Raw genomic sequence first — 16,069 nt, 5'->3', positions numbered from 1 at the left:
ACTGGGCCGCGACGTTTACCAAGGCGTCCGCACACTGACCTTCCTCAACCCAATAGAGGCTCAGCAAATGCCCCTGCCCAACTATCCCCGGCCGCCGTTCAAGGCGCAGCAGCAGTCGTTTCCCGGCAAGACCGACAAGCTCGATCCTCGGCCAGACCACGGTGAGGAAAGCTACGTTGGTCACGGCATGCTGAAAGGCAAGAAAGCGCTGATTACCGGCGGCGACAGCGGTATTGGTGCGGCAGTAGCCATTGCCTACGCCCGGGAAGGCGCCGATGTGGCGATCGCGTTCCTTGAGGGCGAGGAGAAGGATGCCGCCAGCATTGGGGTCCTCATAGAAGAGGCGGGCCAGAAGGCCGTCCTGTGCCCCTGCGACATCAGCGACGACGCCCAGGCTGAAGCGCTCATCGAGCAGGTCACTCGCGAACTTGGGGGCCTGGACATTCTGGTCAACAACGCCGCGTATCAGCGCTACTACGAATCCTTTGATGACATCACGTTGGACGACTGGCGAAAGACGTTCGATACCAATGTGCATGCCGTCTTCAACCTGACCCGTTTGTGCGTGCCGCACCTGCAGGACGGCGGCTCGGTCATCAATACCGCCTCCGTGAACTCCAAGAAGCCCACGCCCAACATCCTGCCTTACTCGGCCACCAAGGGCGCGGTGGCCAACCTCACCATCGGCCTGGCCGGTCTTCTCGCCGAGAAGGGCATCCGTGTCAACGCAGTATTGCCCGGCCCGATCTGGACGCCTTTCATTCCCGCCGGCATGGCCGCAGAGGAAGTTGAGCAGTTCGGCAGCCAGACCCCGTTCGGTCGTCCCGGCCAGCCGGCAGAGCTCGCCTCGGCCTACGTGATGCTCGCTGCCGACAGCGCGAGCTACACCTCCGGCGCACTGCTTACCGTCTCCGGCGGCGCGGTCACCCTGTAAGGCCTGTATCTCCCTCCTCCCCCAAGGATTCCAATGACGTCCCGCAACCAATACGACATGCAGAACCCGCTGACCCAGTTCCCACAGCCGACCTACCCGGCCCAGGTTCAAACCCCGCCCGGCACTGTTCATGAGCTCAAGCCGGCGGCCGACCATGGCGAGAAAAGCTACGTAGGCCTGGGGCGCATGAAGGGTCGCAAGGCGCTGGTGACCGGCGCCGATTCCGGCATCGGCCGCGCGGTGGCCATTGCCTTCGCGCGCGAAGGCGCCGACGTGGCGCTGAACTACCTGCCCGAAGAAGAAGACGACGCTGCCGAAGTGGTGGCGCTGATTGAAGCCGAAGGCCGCAAGGCGATCGCCATCCCGGGTGACCTCCAGGACGAGCAGTTCTGCGGCGACTTGGTGGCGCAGGCGGTCAAGGGCCTGGGCGGGCTGGACGTGGTCGCCAACATCGCCGGCAAACAGTTGGCCGTGGAAAAGATCGAAGACCTCACCTCCGAGCAATTCGACGCCACCTTCCGCACCAACGTGCACGCGCTGTTCTGGGTGTGCAAGGCTGCCCTGCCGCATCTGCCGGCCGGCGCCACCATCATCAACACCGCGTCCATCCAGGCTTATCAGCCCTCGCCCAACCTGCTGGACTACGCTCCCACCAAGGCGGCCATTGTGAACTTTACCAAGGCCCTGGCCCACCAGGTGGCCCAGCGCGGCGTCCGCGTGAACGCGGTCGCTCCGGGTCCGATCTGGACGCCCTTGCAGCCTGCAGGCGGACAGCCGCCCGAGGCTATCCCGGAGTTCGGCTCGCAGACGCCGCTGAAGCGTGCGGGCCAGCCGGTGGAAATGGCGTCGGCCTACGTCCTGCTGGCCACCCAGGAGTCGAGCTACATCACCGGCGAGGTGATCGGCGCCACCGGCGGCATGCTGCTGCCGTGACCGCTGGCTCCAGCGATGCCGATAGCGTGCCTGCCGAGCGCGACGCGGACGGGTATGCGCCCATCCACTCCTACGCCGCCATTGGCGATGGGCGCTCCAGTGCGCTCATCGCGCCGGATGGCAGCATCGACTGGTGGTGCGCCCCGTGCATGGACGCACCGCCCTTGCTCGACCGCCTGCTCGATGCCCCGGCCGGCGGTCGTTTTGTGCTCCAAGCCCGCGACGTTCAGCAGGTGCAGCGGCGCTACCGCGACAACAGCAACGTGTTGGAAACGCACGTCCGCACCGACACCGGCCTGGCCCGGGTGACCGAGTCGCTCAACAGCGGCCCGGCCGGGCGGCTGCCTTGGTCCGAGCTGGGCCGCCGGCTGGAAGGCTTGGAGGGAGAGGTCACCTTCGATCTGCTCTACCAGCCGGGCACCCGGGCTGGGGCCTGCACGCCCTGGATGAGCGATACCCCAAACGGATGCGTGCATCACGCCGGCCCCGTGATGACGATGCTGCGCTATTCCGAACGCGTGCAGATCGGCAATTGCGATGACCGGGAACTCCGCGGCACCGTGACCCTTCGGACCGGCGACAAGGAGATCATCGCTCTGCTCGCCTCTCAGGACGAAGTGCTCCCAGTTCCGCCTTTAGTGGATATCGATACCCGCATCGACCGCTCCGATCGGGAGTGGCGCCAGTGGGTGGACGACCTGCACTGCGACGCAAGCCGCCGCGCTGAAGTCATCCGATCGGCGCTGGCGCTCAAATTCCTTTGGTTCGCGCCCACCGGGGCCATCGCCGCAGCGGTGAGCGCTTCGTTGCCCGAGCGCATCGGCGGCGACAAGAACTGGGACTACCGCTACGCCTGGGTTCGCGATGCCGCATACGTCATCAAGACCTTCCTGCGCGTGGGTGCCCTGCCCGACGCCGAGGCCGGCTTCAGCTGGCTGATGACCACCATCGGTCGCCACCGTCCCGGGCTTGCGCCGTGCTACACCCTTCGCGGCGAGCGGGTCGAAGAGGAACGCTGTATCGATGTGCCGGGCTACCGCAACAGCCAACCAGTGCGCGTGGGTAATGCGGCCTCTGAGCAGTTGCAGACCTGCGCCTACGGCGACGTATTGGAAATGGCCAGCCGGATGATCGAAGCCGGCCACATCCTCGACCCCACAACTGCCCGGCTCTTGTTCGAACTGGCTGACGAATGCGCCGACAACTGGATGCGCAAGGACAGCGGCTTCTGGGAACTGGGCGACGCGCAGCACTACACGATGTCCAAGGTGGAATGCTGGATGGCGCTCCGCCGAGCCTGCGAACTCGCCGAGGCTGGCCACATCACCACTGCCCGTCTGCCGCGCTGGCAGCGCGAGAAAGAGCGCATCCTGGACTGGATCGACGAGCACTGCTGGGATAAGGCAAAGCAGAGCTACGTGATGCATGCCGGCAGCGACCGGCTGGACGCGAGCCTGATGCTCGCTTCGCGCTTCGGCTTGGGCGAACTGCGCCGGGAGCGTTTCATCGCTACTCGGGAGGCCATTCGGTGCGAACTGTCGGATGAAAGCGGGGATCTGCTGTGGCGCTACAGCGGCATGCAGGACTGCGAAGGCACTTTCATCAGTTGCGCGTTTTGGATGGTGGAAGCCTACGGCCTGCTGGGGGAGGCAGAAGAAGCGGATCGCTTGTTCGGATCGTTGCTGGCCCGCGTCCAGAACGACGTGGGCCTTATGCCAGAGATGTGGGATCCCGAAGCCGATGAAGGGCTGGGCAATACGCCGCAGGGCCTGAGTCACTTAGCCTTGGTGCACGCCGCTTATGCGATAGATGGCGACTAAGGCGGACGTCGGACATCTCGAAATGCGGTCTGAGGGGTCCGAGCTGGCAGCGCGAGAAAGAGCGCATCCTGGACTGGATCGACGAGCACTGCTGGGATAAGGCAAAGCAGAGCTACGTGATGCATGCCGGCAGCGACCGGCTGGACGCGAGCCTGATGCTCGCTTCGCGCTTCGGCTTGGGCGAACTGCGCCGGGAGCGTTTCATCGCTACTCGGGAGGCCATTCGGTGCGAACTGTCGGATGAAAGCGGGGATCTGCTGTGGCGCTACAGCGGCATGCAGGACTGCGAAGGCACTTTCATCAGTTGCGCGTTTTGGATGGTGGAAGCCTACGGCCTGCTGGGGGAGGCAGAAGAAGCGGATCGCTTGTTCGGATCGTTGCTGGCCCGCGTCCAGAACGACGTGGGCCTTATGCCAGAGATGTGGGATCCCGAAGCCGATGAAGGGCTGGGCAATACGCCGCAGGGCCTGAGTCACTTAGCCTTGGTGCACGCCGCTTATGCGATAGATGGCGACTAAGGCGGACGTCGGACATCTCGAAATGCGGTCTGAGGGGTCCGAGCCCGTCATCGGCATCCCTATCCCAAGGGGCGGTGCAGCGTTGACGGAACAACGCTGCGTCCCTTCACGACAACCCCGTCACGGGTTTCCGGAGATGCTCTGGTCAGCCCCCCCTGTTCAGGAGCAACGATGCCCACCTCAGCATCTTTTGTCATTCGCTCCTTTGAAGCGAGCTATGCATCTACTGGCGACGTAGAGCGAATCCTGGCGCTTACCGTCGAATGCAGCCATTGCAGCACGACCACCGCGTCCTCCCGTGGCTCCCTAATAGAGCTTCCGGGCGGCGCGCTTTTCCGCTGCGGCCAGTGTGGCTCGCATCACGCCGTCAGCAACGCGCGGCTCTCGGCTTTTGGGGAGCCTTCCAAGCGTTCGGCGCAGCACCCTTTGGCACCGAGAATACCGCTCAGCCCAATGCTGCCGGTGTTCCAACGGGCTCTGGTCATCGAAACCCGGTAACAGCCTACGGACGTCTTGGTCTTGACCTCGACGCCCGCCATCACACTTCTGAGCTGCCCTTGGACGTCGCGTTCTTGTCCCCGTCGGACGGCGCGTCAGGTTCATCTTTCCCTGCGTGAACATGCCCGCCGGTCGGGTCCTCGATCTGGATGACCTTCCCCTTCTGCCACGCATCCGCCCCTGCATCGATGGGGGGCGCGGCGATATCGGCACGACGCTTCCGCTTGTCCTCACTACTGACCCCGAGCCGGGCGTCACGGGCAGCGACCATGGCCGGGTCCGCTTGGCCGTCTGCGGTGAACCCCATCATCAGCTGCGGCATGCCTCGGGGCAGGTCCTTGTCCAGGTCTGTGTGCCATGTGTGCCAGGTCTTGCCATACGTGTGGATGAGCTTCTCCATCAGCGCATGCTCGGCCACCTCGGGAATCCCCGGCGCAATGAGCTGACCCGATTTCACCTCTTGAACATGGCTGTGCCACAGCGCTTTTTCCTGCTCAGGAAGGCCTGCAAACAGCTTCTCACTGATGATGTATTCCACCCCCATCAGCTTGGCGTCTTTCACATTGCCGTCGTAGATCGTGCACTGGATGACATCCTCGTTGAGGATGGAGCAGTAGTGATGGGCTTCCATCTGGACCTTCATCTGGCCGTTGTAGAAATGGAACCCGTCCAGATAGGCGTTGATGGCGTCGACCGGAGGCCGGTCCTGCAGCACGGCCGCCCCGGTCTCTAGCGCTTTGGTCTTCGCGCTTTCTTCGGCCCCGGGCGCTTGGACGCTGGACTCTGTGTTCCCACCGCCGCACGCAGACAGGACAAGCGCGACGGCGGCGCAAACGATGGATCGACGCATAGTGATTCCTCCTGAAAAGCAACGGCAGCTGGTAAGTGGGATCAGTCGTCCTGTGCCCACCGTGCCAAGTTCTGTTGGATTGATTCGATACCTTCCCAAGGATCCTTGCGCCTGCGTTTGAGCTTGGCGGGCACGTCCTTCATGGTGAAGCTATCGGCCCGGGTGAGCTTCGACAGCTCGCTCCACGCGATGGGCATTGCCACGGGCGCGCCGGGCCTGCCTCGCAAGGAATAGGACGCCACGGCGGTAGCCCCTCGGCCGTTGCGCAGGTAGTCGACGAAGATGCGTTTGTTGCGCAGGCTTTTGGTCGACGTCGCCAAGAATCGCTGCGGCTCGGACTGTGCCAAAGCGTCTGCGAATCCATGAGCAAACCGCTTGGTCAAATCCCAATCGCATCCCGGATTCAACGGCACCACCACGTGCAAGCCTTTGCCTCCGGAAACGCGCAGGAAGGACTCCAGCTCCAACTGCTGAAGGAGCTTCCTTATGTCGGTTGCAGCTTTCTTGACCTCGGAGAACGGCACGTCTGGGCCCGGGTCAAGATCGAACACCACACGATCGGCGCGGTCGGGCGAATCGGCGTGGCTGCCCCAAGGGTGGAACTCCAAGGCGTTGAACTGCACAAGCTCCAAGAGACTGGCGGCGTCGTCGACCACCAGGTAGTAGGCATTGATCCCACTGTCTTCCTTGAGCTTCACCGAAGTGACCAACTCCAGACCCGCAGTGTGGTGTTTCTGGAAGAAGCACGGCCGGCCGGTGCCAGCTGGGCAGCGGATGATCGACAGTGGACGCCCAACGATCTCAGGCAGCAGATGGTCCATAACCGCGCTGTAGTAGTCCCACACCTCCTGCTTGGTGGCCTTGATGTCGGGAAAGATCACCTTGGACGGGCTGGAGAGCTTTGGGGGAACCCGCTCTCCTGCACCCGCCCTGCCCTTGCTGTTCGTGGGTTTGACGGCGACACCGCGCTCGGGTTTGGTGACGGCTTGCTTCCCACGTTTGTTCGGCTTGGCAGATGTAGCACCGCCGCCGGTATCGCTGCTCCAATCCGAGTCCTTTAGATCGGCCACGTCTTTGTCGGGCCGCACCGCTTTCAGCGACGCTTGGCGCAGCAATTGTTGCCCGCCAATGCCTCGGTAAAAGACCTCGACGACAAACCGGGGCGCAAACCAGGTGGCGGCCCGCAAGTCCGTCTCTGTCGTTGGGACATGTGCGGTGGGCTTCTTCCCGCCGGCGATGCCGATCAGCGCCGTCAGCTCCCCGATCAGGGTGTCCGAAAACCCCGAGCCGACGCGCCCCACGTAGAGCCACCCATGCTCGGGGTCGGGCTTGGCCAGTAGCAACGATCCGAAACCAGTGCGGCTTCCTTTGGGTGCCGTGTAGCCGACCACAGCAAATTCGTCGCTGGCCAACTGCTTGGTCTTCTTCCAATCCTCACCTCGGCCGCCGTGGTAGCCGCGATCGGCGCGCTTGGAGATGATGCCCTCGAAATGCTGCTCACCCGCCAAACGATAGGCCGCCTCCCCATCGCCGGCGATGTGCGAGCTCATGGCCAAATGGGATGAGGCTCCCTTCAAGACGTCCTCCAACAGCTCCTTTCGTTCCAGCAGCGGCGCATCCGCAATGTCCACGCCATTGATATGCAGAAGGTCAAAGAGCGCATACGACAGCGCACCCTGGCGCTCGCCAGATAGGGTGGCTTGAAGCAGATTAAAGTCTTCCTTCGTCCCGCGCCCCGCGATCAACTCCCCGTCCAAGGCGGCGGATTTCAAACCAAGTGCAGCGACGGCATCACGTATCTCGGGAATCTTGTTGGTCCATTCCAACGCGTTGCGCGACCACAAGCGAACCTCGCCTTGCGCTACCGTGGCCAGGATCCGGTAGCCGTCCCATTTGATCTCGTGAACCCACTGGTCGCCCTTGGGTGGCGAGTCGCCCAGCTTGGCCAACTGGGGTTCGAACGGACCCTGGGGGGCCTCTGCCTTTTTAGCACTGGTCAGCGCCAACGCCCTCTTGGCCCAATCCACGCGTCGAGCGGATTTTGCGACGGGGACCGCCTTGAGCCGCTTCTTATCAGGCTTCCCGCTGCCGGCCCGTTTGAGGTCTGCGGCAGGGGGCGCGGCGACATCGCCCAACAGGTCATCGGCTTCGACCTGGCTGGCGTAGGCATCATCCTCCTTGAAGAGAAGCCACTGCGGCTGACGCGCCGGCTTGCCGGATCGAACCAGGTGCCATCCGCCTTTGAGCTTGGATCCGAACAGTTCGAAGCGCAGATGCCCTTTGGCGAGTTGGGCCTCGGGATCCCCTTCGGTGGCCCAGACCCCGTGATCAAACTGGGCGACGTGACCCCCGCCATACTCGCCCTTGGGAATCTCGCCTTCGAAGCTGGCGTAGTCGACGGGATGGTCTTCCACCTCAACAGCCATCCGCTTGACCTTCGGGTCGTAGCTTGGCCCTTTGGGCACGGCCCAACTCTTCAGCGCGTCACCAACCTGGAGGCGGAAGTCGTAGTGACGACGGCTGGCATGATGCAACTGAACGACAAAAATGGCCCGCTGCCCGGCGGGTACTGCCTTGCCGGGTTCGGGCTCTTTGGTCTTGCTAAAGCTGCGCTTGCGGCGATATTCGGTGAGGGACATGCCCCGCGCCCGTCACTTGCCCAGGTGCTTACGAACCGCCGCCGAGGTGGGGCCGACGGCCTTGACCGCTTCCTTTAGCTGGGCCGCCGTTACGCCCAAGGTCTTGGTCCAGTACTGGACCTCGTAATCTTCATTGACGTTGATTCGGTCACGATCCGGGAAACCGGTCTTCTTCTTGTCGTCAGTCATGGCATCTACTCCCAGGCAAGTAGACTGTTTCTAGTCCCACCGCCGTAGGCCCGCCGTGAACAGGAATTGCGCGCCCCTTCACAGATGAGGCTCAGCTCCGACACATCACCTGCGCTCCTGACTTAGCGACCTCGGGACCTCGAAGCGTTTCTGGCCCTCATCGTAGGCCACCACATTGGGCTCCGCCGGGCTCTCTGGCTACGGCAGTCTTGGGCACTTATGATGAAAGCCATACTTAGGCCCGGGCTTCCACCTTGGACCCCAAACGCGAAATCTCTGGCATGCCAAATACCGGGCTGTTCTATCTGTTTGAAGTCAACGTGCAGCCAAGCCACCCCGGCTCGGAAGAGGATCCAAAAGTCCTCAACGTCCAAGCTAAGTGCCTTTCCTGCCACCGCGTCACCAATGCTACTGCCCCGCCGAGCCTCATGAACATACCTGGCGGCGGGGCGGTGCTTGAGTGCCCTGCGTGCGGGAGCCGCCAGGCGATTTCTGCTGCTCGTTTGCTGGAGTTTTCGCAAAGATCAGCCGGCGGCCCTGCGTCCTCAGATCCACCGCAGCAGTGATCTAAGCCTCAACTGCTGCCTCGGGCTCGCGAGCCTGGACCAACGCGGATCCCTCGCGGTACTGGGACTTCCGCCCCGCCATTGGACCGGTCACCGCCCACAGGCCGGCCGCATTGCGCAAGATGCCCCATTCGGGACCGCCGAGCAGTTCCCTCGCGCGATGGGGTCGCCGTCCTGCCCTGTGGATAGCGTCCGCGACTGCCTCGACCTCCTCGGCAAACCACCGGCACCCATTTACACAAATCTCCACCGGTTGATCGAAAGGATCTGGGTAGCTGGGTGCAAGTTCTTGCAGGTGCAGGGCAGCCTCCCGCACGGTCAACTCTCGGAACGCAGGCTGGGCAGTCCAGTCACTCAAACGCCTCAATGCGTCGGCCATCATCCTCGGATCCTCCGCTGGCATGAGCCGGCAATCCTCGTTCTAAATGCGTGAAAACGGCGAAAGGACATTGTCAACGGCCCGCACACATCCCTTTTGCCGTAAGCGTCCCCTCGAAAGCGTTCACTTCGGGTTTCCTACGATGCTGAAAGTCACCAATCCTCGACATTCGCGGTCGTAGGTTCTCTTCCACTCAACACGCATGAGTGGACCATGTCGAAACCGTTTTTTAGCAAAATTGCCTGTTCTGCTTCGCGCGCCTCGGGATCGTTGGGCGCCTTCGTAGCGGCCTTGGGTGTGGTTATTGTCTGGGCGAGCAGCGGACCGTTCTTCAGGTTCAACGACACGTGGCAGTTGGTCATCAATACCGGAACGACGATCGTGACCTTCTTGATGGTGTTTCTGATTCAGCACACCCAGAATGCCGACACCGCCGCCATCCACATCAAGCTGGATGAGCTGATCCGAGTGACCAGCAACGCCAACAACGAGTTGCTGAATCTGGAGGAGATGGACCAGGAGCGTCTGGAGGAAATCCGCCTTCGATACGAGCAGTTGGCCAAGACTGCGGCCCATCTCAAAGCGAAAAAAGACCTGTGCATGCCGTGCGCGCAAGAAGACGTTGCAGGCGTGTAGCAGGCCTTCACAGATTTGCGCACCAACCTAACGAGAGGGCGCTTAGCTTCAGGGCTCCACCCACCACGAACCCGGAGAACCATCATGGCGATCAAGACCGCTGAAGACCTGTTCATCCACGAACTGTCGGACATTTACAGCGCGGAGAAGCAGCTGACCAAGGCACTGCCGCGCCTCGCGCGAGCCGCCTCCAATCCGGACCTGGCCGCCGCCTTCGAAACTCACCTGGAAGAGACACAGGGTCAGATCGAACGCATCGACCAGGTTGTCGAGCTGCTGGGCATCCGTCTCAAGCGCATCAAGTGCGCCGCCATGGAGGGGTTGGTTGAGGAGGGTAAGGAAGCCATCGACAGTATCGAGGAAGGCCCGGTGCGGGATGCCGCCCTTATTGGCGGTGCCCAGAAGGTCGAGCACTACGAAATCGCTTCCTACGGCACCATCTCGGCCCTCGCCAAGCAGTTGGGTTACAAGGACGCGCTCCCGCTCCTGCTGGAAACATTGGAAGAAGAAAAGGTAACCGACGAGAAGCTGACGATCCTGGCCAAGTCGGGTGGCAACGCCAAGGCCGCGAAGGCCGCTTGAGGCGCATGGTTATGAGCCGAGACGAGAAAGATCTCCCTGTGCCCGGGGAGAAGGCCCGTAGCGAAACACCGGCTGAGGAACATCACCGGAAGACCCGGACGGACAGGAACCACGAAGAGGCCTTGGAGGAGACGTTCCCCGCGAGTGACCCGATTTCGCCGTTCGTTCCTGCCAAGCCGCCTGCTGCGGATGAAGGCGCCGCCAACCGTGCCACCGAGAACGCTGGCTACAACCAGCGTGGGCATGGAAAGGGCGGTAAGGAGGGAGAGCCCGAAGGCGCGGGCGAGCGCGATGGAAAAACTCAGCCCGACTTTGGGCAAGGCAACACGTTAGGCAAAAAGCCAGGACTTAGTGGCTGAACCGGGGAGCGGCGTGGATCGCCGCTCCTTCTCTGCAATTCGCTAGTCGCAGGACTACTGTCGAGACGTTCGTTCAACTGTAGGCAGTGTGGGCATGTGGAAGAGAAACGGTTTGTCGATCGTGCTTCTGGCTTTTCTCCTAGTCTTCTTGGGAGGCCAGATATGGACTGGCTTTTTGACCCACAACGAGGAACTCGCTGAAACGCACCGCGCTGCACTGAGCCTATTTGACTACCTGCATAGCGGCCATTTCTTCAGCGCAACCTTCGAGAACTGGGAAAGCGAGTTCCTTCAGATGGGCATGTATGTCCTGCTGACCGTCAGCCTCCGCCAGAAGGGTTCGGCCGAATCGCGCCCACTGGATGATGCGCAGGAGCAAGAGCGAGTTGAGCCGGGTCCCATGCCTTGGGCCGTTCGGAGAGGCGGGATCTGGAAAATGCTTTACGGTCACTCCTTGGCGATCGCATTCACGGCCTTGTTCCTGCTGAGCTTCTCGCTGCATCTTGCGGGCAGCTGGCGTGAGGAGGTCGATGAGCAGCTCGCGAAGGGATTGCCCGCTCCCACCTGCTGGGAACACCTGTGGAGCAGCAGCTTCTGGTTCGAATCCTTCCAGAACTGGCAGAGTGAGTTCTTGGCCGTGCTTGCCTTGGTTATCCTGACCATATTCCTTCGTCAGAAGGACTCACCGCAGTCCAAACCGCTGGCGGCGCCTCACAGCCAAACGGGCGATTGAGGGGCAAGAGCAGCTATGAATACACCCAGCCCAGCGCTCCTGATCATCGACATGTTTACGTTGTTCGACTTCCCAGAAGCCGGCCAGGTGAAGCCGAAGGCGCTGGAAGCCGCTCGGCACATCGCGACGCTCGCCCAGCGCTTCCGGGCGCTCGGCCATCCGGTCATCTACGCCAACGACAACTTCGCCAACTGGCAGATGGATTTCAAGGAGTTGGTGAGGCTGTGCTTGGCCACCGAGGGGGAGTCATCGGCGATCGCGAAGATTCTGGAACCGGAACACGGTGACTATTTCGTGCTCAAACCCAAGCACTCCGCATTTCTCGCCACCCCACTGGCCGTGCTGCTTGCCAAGCTTGGCGTAAGGGAGCTCCTCGTTGCAGGAATGACGGCGGAGTCGTGTATCACGGCCACATGTTTCGATGGCAACGCCAGGGAATACGACACGATCGTGGTGCAGGAAGCGGTTGCCGGCATCGGCTCTCGAAAGATCACGGCACTCCGATTGCTTGAAGAGTCCAAGGCAGCGACCGTTCTCAAGCTTGCGAGCTACCTGCGCCGCCTTGGGACTTAGGATGACTCATTCCCGCCGAATGCATGCGGTTTGAACGAAGGCATCGAAAGACTGAAGAGCGATCGCGGGCGTGCGCGCCCTCCACTGAAGGCAGGCGCGGCTGCTCTTTTGCGTTACGGCCCCAACAACGACGATGGCCCGACATCGAGCCGGGCCATCCTGGTATTCAGGTCCGGGCGATTGGCAGCTGCTTATTCCTCTTCGTCCTGGCTGCCCTGCTGGCCGGAGCGCTCCCGCTTCTGATCCTGATCCTGTTGCTGCTGACCCTGGTTGTCCCGCTCCTGCTGACCCTTCTGGTCCTGCTGGTTCTGCTGACCCTGCTGATTCTGGTTGCCCATGTCAGTTCTCCATTGACAGCATCGGCATTGATGCTGACGATGAGGCTATCGGAGCTTGGGTTATGCGTCCGTTGAAACCTATCCAAGTCCTCGAACGAAATCGCCACGTAGTTAAACAGTTCATTTGCTCAGCAGTCCGTCCGCGCGAGTAGGCCGCGGGCCCAGCGTTGCATCTATTCCTTCAGGCACCGCTGATCACGCGGGCAGCCAGGCCAGCATTTGATGGGGTCGGAAGGCGTGCTGTAGCCATCTCCGTCTCCGGAGAATTGCCATTGCCCGGCACCAGCCTTTCCTGAACTGCGGCAAGCAGTCGGCTGACTCGGCGGGCAGCGTCTCCGATGCTCGGTTCCAGTCCCAGAACGTAGACAAAGCAACCGTCGAACTTGGCAGGGGCAGACTCAAGCCCTTCCGTGTCGGACATTTCGCGCTTGAGCGCCTTAAGCCAACGCTTAGGCGGCTCAGACTTCAGCTCCACCACCACCGCAGCTTCGCCGAAGTCCAGCGGCATCACCTCGAGCCTCAGGACCTTCGGAGTCGACAAAATTTGTGATGAGTTGCCCACTGCCGTTCTCCTCCAGAGCAATGGACGGAAAGTATGCGCAGCCCGTGCCGAGGCTACGTCAAAATTCGAGGCCAGATGGATGACACCTACCTGAAGGTGCGCGTCCTTCTGCACAGCGCGGGTGAAGCTGAAGTGTCATGCGCTGCAGGATGCCCCTGAGCAGGAAACGGAGCTAATTCAGCTGCGCGTGCCCGCAGGCCCTAACCGCAGGTGCTGAACGCTTCACAAGATGAAAGCGGCTCAAACGCGAGTATTGGCATCCGCCTGCTTACACGCATCGAAGCGATGGGATCAACCTCAACGTGCTACAGAACCTGCTTCATTTCGCGCCCCTTATAACCGCAGCCATGACGTGCGTGACAGCGTTGATATGGGTCGTTTATCTGGGTTTTTTCCTTCGCAGTTACCGACGCCAGCAGCGACCGTCCATCCTGATCACCTCGGGCGCGGGCAAGGACCTGGATGCGCACTGCTTCGTGACCAATTTGGGATTGGAACCGGTGTACTTGCTCGATGTGGTCATCGACCTGACTGAGCCAAGTGGCAAGGTCGTACGAGCAGTCATTCCCGAACGCACCGAGCGGTGGAGTCAAGCTGTTCCCGGGGACGAAGATGATGTCCGCCGTGCAACCAATGTCGGAGCGCTCAGCAGCGGCGGCGAACGAGACTTGGGGCGATTCCGGACCTTGATCGAACGCGCCAGCACTGAGAACCCCGACATCGCCGCGGAGGTTGCCTTCACCAGCCTGGAAGTGACCGTGGTGACGGTCACCGCGAGCCAGGCAGAGCTGTGCGGGGCGTCACGTTGCTATCGCATTGAGCATCGCGAGGGTGGCCAGGCTCGCCTGAGAGCAAGAACCATCAAGGCCCGACAGTTGCAGGGGTACTTTGCACGCCGCAGCCTGACTCGCCTGTTGACCGCGCAGTTGAAGTCCTTGGATGCAGCATAGTCAGCATTGCAGCCATTGACGCACTTACGCCGATTCGGACGACGCTGCTAAGCACTGTGCGCGTTGATCTGCAACGGTCCATCGGTATCCTGGCTTGGCTGGGCGTCGATCACCCCTTGCGCCATTCGCGCAGATGACCAGGTGCTGCGCCTTGGGGCTTGGCCCCGCCTTTCCTGTCCTGCCTTGCCCATCATCGTCACCAGTTCCAACGCATGCCCACCTTGCTCGGCCGTAAAAGGCACATACCCCGTTGCGCTGGAGAACTCTGTCCTGGGTGATCCGTTGAACTCGTGCCACGCGTTCAGGCGAAGCCACGCGTCGCTGGCCCGGGGCCCGCCGTTGCGGCCCTGGCCACTGCCGATGCGATTGAGCCGGATGCCCAACCGGCCGACCGTGGAAACGCCGTCGCTGTAGCGTACGCGCGCGATGTCATCGACCAGGTCGTCGACGTCCACGCGCTGCCAGATCACCTGCGCCTGGGGTTCGATTCTCCAACCGGTCAGATCTTCCGCGGTGTCACCCGAACCCAGGGCGAAGGGCCACCCGCCCTCCAGCGAAAGAACCGTGCCATCGCCGTTGGTGAAGGTGTCGGGCAGCGTGGGCAAGGGTTCCAACCCATGGTCTGGAGGCGGGGCCGCAAAGGTTGCGTAGCTCATGAAGCAGGCGGATGCCAACGCGGTCAGCCGCAACACCTCTCGAGAGCCCCCCCGGACATCCCCCGTCCCCTTTGCCATACACATCGGCGTAGACGACATGTCGAGCTCCACTTGGGAGCATCGAGTCTATTTTTGCCTTCTGCCACGCGCATCCGCACAACTGCCGGTTACTCGCCAGTATGTTTACTGATTTCCACGGTGCCAACCGGCTGCTACACGCCATTCAGAGACTAAACGCGACCGCCCTACCGCTGATAAAGAACCCTAGTCACCTGCGGCGACCGCATGTCTGCTTCCGGCCAGAAGCGGACCTCCGCCCTACCCCTGATAACGCCCCCTAATCCCCGTAATCCCGTCACTCTTAGCTGACAGGGGGATGTGCCGAGGATCTATTCCTGCGCTCGGGAAGGCAGCGACACACTGACGATGGCGGTCTGTCACCACTCCCGAGCAGCTCTGGAGTCTAAGCCGCTCTGGAGTCTAAGCCGCTTTTTCGAGAAGAGCAGCAATCAGCGCTTGATCCGGAGCCGTCTTGAGCCGGATCGCAACAAATGTTCAAGTTCCATTTTGCATGTCCTGAGTTCGAGTGTGCGGCCTCTGATTTGCACTGAGATAGTGTCCCTGCAGCTCAGATCACCTTCGAAAGGCACTGCCAAGTCAATGAATTCCATTGAACATCATTGGTTTTCCATAGGCATTTTTCCCGGAGCATCAATTAGGATGCGCTCACACCATGCTTCGCTTCAGCCAGCAGTCGCTCACTAGGACCAAGGTGAGACTCCTCCCTGTCACCTACCGCTAGCCTGTTCACATCTTCCAAGAAACCATCACCAAGCCTCACTGCCGCTGACCAAGCGTCGGTTCGCAATAAAGCAACGCCCGATACGGCTATCAGGATGATGCCCCACAAGGAAGAGGCAACAGAAGCCGAAATGCTTACGTTGGTGGAACCGGCTATAAGCACAAAAAGAATCATTGCTCCTGAGAAAGCCGACACGAAGTAGATACCCCAGAAGGCCAGATTCCACTTCGCTCGCTTCGCAGCCGATGCCGCCTTGGCCTTCCAACCAACCCGCTGGGTTTTCTGTTCCCACTCAACCAAGCTCCATACGTCGGCGAGATCACCTAGCATCCGACAAACCTCAGCACCTGATCGATCACATACCCTTCTGACCACAGCTGCCGGTAAATAGGCGCCGAACAACTGGCGAGAAAGAACCTCCACACTTAATGCGTCGAGTTCCCACGGATTCTTCCAGTACTGAAGGAATTCGCGTCGGCGGACGAACTGAAGATCTCTTCGTCCAATCAGCCACCGAACGCCCCCAAGTACCAAGATAGCCAAACCCATGAC

At 61.4% G+C, this 16,069-nt stretch carries 17 protein-coding genes; 10 read left to right on the top strand and 7 right to left on the bottom strand.

Features of this window, described 5'->3' with window-relative positions:
- The first annotated feature begins 67 nt into the window (after positions 1 to 67).
- Genes ABE422_RS01715 through ABE422_RS01700 form a run of 4 tightly spaced genes read left to right on the top strand, consistent with a single transcriptional unit; the run spans position 68 to position 4,205 of the window.
- Complete coding sequence (locus ABE422_RS01715) at positions 68 to 934, top strand: SDR family oxidoreductase (protein ID WP_346482335.1); 867 nt, start codon at positions 68 to 70, stop codon at positions 932 to 934.
- A gap of 33 nt (positions 935 to 967) precedes the next feature.
- A complete protein-coding gene (locus ABE422_RS01710; protein ID WP_346467108.1) occupies positions 968 to 1,867 on the top strand; it encodes an SDR family oxidoreductase in 900 nt (299 codons plus the stop codon).
- A complete protein-coding gene (locus ABE422_RS01705; protein WP_346482334.1) occupies positions 1,864 to 3,687 on the top strand; it encodes a glycoside hydrolase family 15 protein in 1,824 nt (607 codons plus the stop codon). Before ABE422_RS01710 ends, ABE422_RS01705 begins: the two co-directional genes overlap by 4 nt.
- A 14-nt stretch (positions 3,688 to 3,701) precedes the next feature.
- Entirely contained in the window at positions 3,702 to 4,205 is a 504-nt protein-coding gene (locus ABE422_RS01700; RefSeq protein WP_346482536.1) for a glycoside hydrolase family 15 protein, read from the top strand.
- Positions 4,206 to 4,743: 538 nt separating this feature from the next.
- Here the strand turns inward: ABE422_RS01700 and ABE422_RS01695 are convergent.
- The 3 genes from ABE422_RS01695 to ABE422_RS01685 are packed head-to-tail and all read right to left on the bottom strand — an operon-like array spanning position 4,744 to position 8,381.
- Positions 4,744 to 5,553, bottom strand: a complete 810-nt coding sequence (locus ABE422_RS01695; RefSeq protein WP_282261705.1) for an OBAP family protein — start codon at positions 5,551 to 5,553, stop codon at positions 4,744 to 4,746.
- A 41-nt stretch (positions 5,554 to 5,594) separates the two neighbouring features.
- Complete coding sequence (gene ligD, locus ABE422_RS01690) at positions 5,595 to 8,192, bottom strand: DNA ligase D (protein WP_346482333.1); 2,598 nt, start codon at positions 8,190 to 8,192, stop codon at positions 5,595 to 5,597.
- A gap of 12 nt (positions 8,193 to 8,204) precedes the next feature.
- Complete coding sequence (locus tag ABE422_RS01685; protein WP_346467112.1) at positions 8,205 to 8,381, bottom strand: DUF3606 domain-containing protein; 177 nt, start codon at positions 8,379 to 8,381, stop codon at positions 8,205 to 8,207.
- A gap of 1,158 nt (positions 8,382 to 9,539) precedes the next feature.
- On the opposite strand from ABE422_RS01685, the gene ABE422_RS01680 reads away from it, so the two are divergent.
- The 5 genes from ABE422_RS01680 (at position 9,540) to ABE422_RS01660 (ending at position 12,209) form a co-directional block, all read left to right on the top strand.
- Positions 9,540 to 9,962, top strand: coding sequence for a low affinity iron permease family protein (locus ABE422_RS01680; protein WP_282261711.1), 423 nt, complete (start codon positions 9,540 to 9,542; stop codon positions 9,960 to 9,962).
- A gap of 84 nt (positions 9,963 to 10,046) precedes the next feature.
- Positions 10,047 to 10,544, top strand: coding sequence for a ferritin-like domain-containing protein (locus ABE422_RS01675; protein WP_313218342.1), 498 nt, complete (start codon positions 10,047 to 10,049; stop codon positions 10,542 to 10,544).
- Between the two features lie 11 nt (positions 10,545 to 10,555).
- On the top strand, positions 10,556 to 10,903 hold the full coding sequence (locus tag ABE422_RS01670; RefSeq protein WP_346482332.1) for a hypothetical protein: 348 nt from the start codon (positions 10,556 to 10,558) through the stop codon (positions 10,901 to 10,903).
- Positions 10,904 to 10,997: 94 nt separating this feature from the next.
- Entirely contained in the window at positions 10,998 to 11,636 is a 639-nt protein-coding gene (locus ABE422_RS01665; protein ID WP_346467113.1) for a DUF6766 family protein, read from the top strand.
- 15 nt (positions 11,637 to 11,651) lie between these two features.
- On the top strand, positions 11,652 to 12,209 hold the full coding sequence (locus ABE422_RS01660) for an isochorismatase family cysteine hydrolase (protein WP_313218340.1): 558 nt from the start codon (positions 11,652 to 11,654) through the stop codon (positions 12,207 to 12,209).
- A 191-nt stretch (positions 12,210 to 12,400) separates the two neighbouring features.
- On the opposite strand, the gene ABE422_RS01655 is transcribed toward ABE422_RS01660, so the two are convergent.
- Together ABE422_RS01655 and ABE422_RS01650 are read right to left on the bottom strand one after the other, a co-directional pair.
- Positions 12,401 to 12,547: a hypothetical protein gene (locus tag ABE422_RS01655; protein WP_282261718.1), complete on the bottom strand. Its 147-nt coding sequence runs from the start codon at positions 12,545 to 12,547 to the stop codon at positions 12,401 to 12,403.
- A gap of 181 nt (positions 12,548 to 12,728) precedes the next feature.
- Positions 12,729 to 13,109 (bottom strand): hypothetical protein, encoded by a 381-nt coding sequence (locus ABE422_RS01650; RefSeq protein ID WP_346482331.1) that lies wholly within the window; start codon positions 13,107 to 13,109, stop codon positions 12,729 to 12,731.
- Positions 13,110 to 13,411: 302 nt separating this feature from the next.
- Here ABE422_RS01650 and ABE422_RS01645 point away from each other — a divergent pair, with 302 nt between their 5' ends.
- On the top strand, positions 13,412 to 14,059 hold the full coding sequence (locus ABE422_RS01645; protein ID WP_346467114.1) for a hypothetical protein: 648 nt from the start codon (positions 13,412 to 13,414) through the stop codon (positions 14,057 to 14,059).
- Positions 14,060 to 14,106: 47 nt separating this feature from the next.
- Here ABE422_RS01645 and ABE422_RS01640 read toward each other — a convergent pair whose 3' ends face one another.
- Positions 14,107 to 14,664 (bottom strand): autotransporter outer membrane beta-barrel domain-containing protein, encoded by a 558-nt coding sequence (locus ABE422_RS01640; protein ID WP_282261724.1) that lies wholly within the window; start codon positions 14,662 to 14,664, stop codon positions 14,107 to 14,109.
- 766 nt (positions 14,665 to 15,430) lie between these two features.
- Entirely contained in the window at positions 15,431 to 16,066 is a 636-nt protein-coding gene (locus ABE422_RS01635; RefSeq protein WP_346467115.1) for a hypothetical protein, read from the bottom strand.
- Positions 16,067 to 16,069: the final 3 nt, after the last annotated feature.

It is taken from the genome of Stenotrophomonas sp. TWI1151 (assembly GCF_039673135.1).
GTDB lineage: Bacteria > Pseudomonadota > Gammaproteobacteria > Xanthomonadales > Xanthomonadaceae > Stenotrophomonas.
The sequence above is the reverse complement of the archived record's forward strand: the minus strand, read 5'-3'. Positions and strand labels throughout refer to the sequence as shown.

Coding starts and splice junctions, on each gene's coding strand:
- ABE422_RS01715 (WP_346482335.1), top strand. CDS start 68: ATGCCCCTGCCCAACTATCCCCGGCCGCCGTTCAAGGCGCAGCAGCAG.
- ABE422_RS01710 (WP_346467108.1), top strand. CDS start 968: ATGACGTCCCGCAACCAATACGACATGCAGAACCCGCTGACCCAGTTC.
- ABE422_RS01680 (WP_282261711.1), top strand. CDS start 9,540: ATGTCGAAACCGTTTTTTAGCAAAATTGCCTGTTCTGCTTCGCGCGCC.
- ABE422_RS01635 (WP_346467115.1), bottom strand. CDS start 16,066: ATGGGTTTGGCTATCTTGGTACTTGGGGGCGTTCGGTGGCTGATTGGA.
- ABE422_RS01670 (WP_346482332.1), top strand. CDS start 10,556: ATGAGCCGAGACGAGAAAGATCTCCCTGTGCCCGGGGAGAAGGCCCGT.
- ABE422_RS01675 (WP_313218342.1), top strand. CDS start 10,047: ATGGCGATCAAGACCGCTGAAGACCTGTTCATCCACGAACTGTCGGAC.
- ABE422_RS01665 (WP_346467113.1), top strand. CDS start 10,998: ATGTGGAAGAGAAACGGTTTGTCGATCGTGCTTCTGGCTTTTCTCCTA.
- ABE422_RS01685 (WP_346467112.1), bottom strand. CDS start 8,381: ATGACTGACGACAAGAAGAAGACCGGTTTCCCGGATCGTGACCGAATC.
- ligD (WP_346482333.1), bottom strand. CDS start 8,192: ATGTCCCTCACCGAATATCGCCGCAAGCGCAGCTTTAGCAAGACCAAA.
- ABE422_RS01660 (WP_313218340.1), top strand. CDS start 11,652: ATGAATACACCCAGCCCAGCGCTCCTGATCATCGACATGTTTACGTTG.
- ABE422_RS01655 (WP_282261718.1), bottom strand. CDS start 12,547: ATGGGCAACCAGAATCAGCAGGGTCAGCAGAACCAGCAGGACCAGAAG.
- ABE422_RS01695 (WP_282261705.1), bottom strand. CDS start 5,553: ATGCGTCGATCCATCGTTTGCGCCGCCGTCGCGCTTGTCCTGTCTGCG.